The sequence below is a fragment of the Thermus sp. genome (assembly GCF_056332225.1).
On record NZ_JBWGQW010000103.1, the window covers coordinates 1 to 2,351 of the forward strand.

Sequence of the window (2,351 nt, forward strand, 5' to 3'; positions counted from 1 at the left end):
GGCTCTTTCCCCGGAGAAGGTCTTCCTCGGTGAAGGCGAAGGGGTTCTCCGCGAAGCCCCCTTCGGGCTTGAGGCCCAGGCGCACCTCGGGGTTCAGGTTCTCCCCGAAGGGCACCCGCTCGGGGGGCACCTCCACCTTGAGGGGGCTTTCCCGAAAGGCCTTGACCTTGGGCTGGTCCCACATCCAGCCGCAGGCGGAGAGGAGGGGGAGGAAGAGGAGCCAAAGCCTAAGTACCCCACCGCGGCCAAAGCCGCGGTGGGGGCCCCAAAAGAGCTTTCCTAAAGCCAAAGCTTGGGCATCCCGTGTTGCGAAGCCAAGGTGTGGGCACTTAGCCACGGCGTACCTCCTCCACCTCCGCCCCGAGGCCCTCCAAGAGGGCCCGGGTGGCCTCGAGGTCAAACCGGGGGTCCGAGGCGTAGACGAAGGAGGGCGGGCCGGTCCACCAGGGCCTCAAATGTCCCCCCTCCTCGGGGGAGGGGCCTTTGCGCCTAACGGAGGACCACCCCGGGCTGGACCCTCAGGGCCCGGGCCAAGGGAAGAAGGGCGGAAAGGAAGGTGGCGAGAAGGCTCGCCCCGCTTACCTGCAAAAAGTCGGATGCCCGCATCTCCACGGGGAGGTGGGTGAGGAAGTAAAGCTCCCCCGGCAGGCCCACCGGGCGCCAGGAGAGGTAGAGGCAGAGGAGGTAGCCCAGGAGGTTCCCCAGGGCCACCCCTCCCAGGCCCAAAAGCGCCCCTTCCCAGGCGAAGACCATCCCCACGGTGAGCCTCGAGGCCCCCATGGCCCGGAGGAGGGCGATCTCCGGGACCTTTTCCACCACCTTGAGCACCAAGAGGTTGGCCACCCCCAGGGCGGCCACGGCCACGATGAGGAAAATCAGGAGGCCCAGGACCCGCTTCTGCAGGTAAAGCTGCTCCAGAAGGGTGCGTTGGGTGTCCTGCCAGGCCTGGGGAAAGAAGCGGGTGCCCGCCAGGGCCTGCCCCACCTCCTTGGCCCGCCAGGGGTCCTTGAGGCGCACCTGGTAGCCCTGGGCCTTCATCCCGGAAAGGCCCTCCACCGTGGCCAGGTCCACGAAGGCGTATCCCGAGTCCAGAAGGTAGTTCCCCGTGCGGAAGGAACCCAGCACCTTCAGGCGCAGCCGCTCCTGGGTGGCCGAAAGGGCGGTGAGGGACTCCCCCGGGTAGACCCCAAGGCTCTGCGCCAGGGCCGCCCCCAGGTAGATCCCCCCCGGCGCAAGCCTCAGGCCGAGCTCCGGGTAGAGGGACTCCCCTCCCTCCCCCAGGCCTACCAGGGTGGCGAAGTCCACCCCCGGCCCCCTGGCCCCCTCGGCCGGGCGCACCAAAAGGGCCTTGGTGGCGGCGAAGGGGGCGCTGGCCTCCACCTCGGGGTGGGGAGGCAAGGGGGGAAGCCCCTCCCCCAGGCGAAAGAGGACCAGGTGGGGGTAGGCCTTCAAGGTGGCCCGCACCAGGCCGCTGGTGAAGCCGTTGGCGAGGGAAAGGGCCGCCAGGAGCACCGCCACCCCCACCCCCACCCCTCCCAAGGCCAGGGCGGTCTGCAGGGGGCGGCGCCTCAAGTGGGCCAGGGCCAGAAAGAGGGCGAACCGCACGCTCCTTAGGATACGGGGTCTAGCGCCTGGGGTACTCCACCACCTCTAGCCGCACCAGGCGGCGGCCGAAGCGCAAGGCGGTAGCCCGGTCCGGAAGCCACACGTCCACCTTCTCCCGCATCCTGGGGTGCATCACGTCGGCCACCACGAAGAGGCGCTCGGCGAAGAGGTAGTCAAACTGCCCCCGGCCCCGGCCGTAGACCGAGCCTAGGTCCACGAGGCGCACCTTGGTCCCGTAGGGGAGCACCTTCAGAAGGTCCGGGCTCACCGCCAGAATGCCCAGGCGGGTGCGCATCCCCGTGGCGGTGACGAAGGGGGTGCTGTCGGTCTCCCGCACGCTGGAGGTGTAGGCCGTGGCCTGCAAGATTAGGACCCTCTTGTCGCCCGTCTTTGCCAAGGCCCCCGCAACGGCGAGGGCGAGGAGGAGAGGCCAAAGCCAAACCCGCATAGCGAACCCGAGTATGCCCGGGAGTACGGGAGGAACCTAAGAACCGCGAAGCCCCCTCCTCATGGGAAGGGGGCCTCGTTATTTTAGATGCGCTCTGAAAACTCAAAATCCCCGCCCCAAAGGGACCTTCTTTAGGGGGGTTAGATGAGAAAACTAATAATAGCCCTTAGCTTTCTTTCATTCCACTCAAAGGCGGCCTAAGGGCAGGGCGTGCTGGAAATTACTCCAGCACGCCCAGGTAGGCGTAGAGGTCGGGGCCGCCGGGAAGGATTTCCACCACGAGCTCGGGGAACTTTTC

Annotated in this window: 2 protein-coding genes and 2 pseudogenes; all 4 read right to left on the reverse strand. The window is 67.4% G+C overall.

All coding sequences use genetic code 11. The features are described 5' to 3' along the window. A pseudogene (locus AC01Y6_RS10160) lies at positions 1 to 289 on the reverse strand (hypothetical protein); the annotation flags it as partial. A 40-nt stretch (positions 290 to 329) separates the two neighbouring features. Beyond that, positions 330 to 441: pseudogene (locus AC01Y6_RS10165) on the reverse strand (DUF3341 domain-containing protein); the annotation flags it as partial. Positions 442 to 489: 48 nt separating this feature from the next. Beyond that, positions 490 to 1,605 (reverse strand): ABC transporter permease, encoded by a 1,116-nt coding sequence (locus AC01Y6_RS10170; protein WP_347240875.1) that lies wholly within the window; start codon positions 1,603 to 1,605, stop codon positions 490 to 492. A 19-nt stretch (positions 1,606 to 1,624) separates the two neighbouring features. Next, entirely contained in the window at positions 1,625 to 2,053 is a 429-nt protein-coding gene (locus AC01Y6_RS10175) for a 3D domain-containing protein (protein ID WP_476671392.1), read from the reverse strand. Positions 2,054 to 2,351 lie beyond the last annotated feature (298 nt).

Bases quoted from the DNA above. Each gene is read 5' to 3' on its own strand.
- AC01Y6_RS10175 (WP_476671392.1), bottom strand. From the start codon at position 2,053: ATGCGGGTTTGGCTTTGGCCTCTCCTCCTCGCCCTCGCCGTTGCGGGG.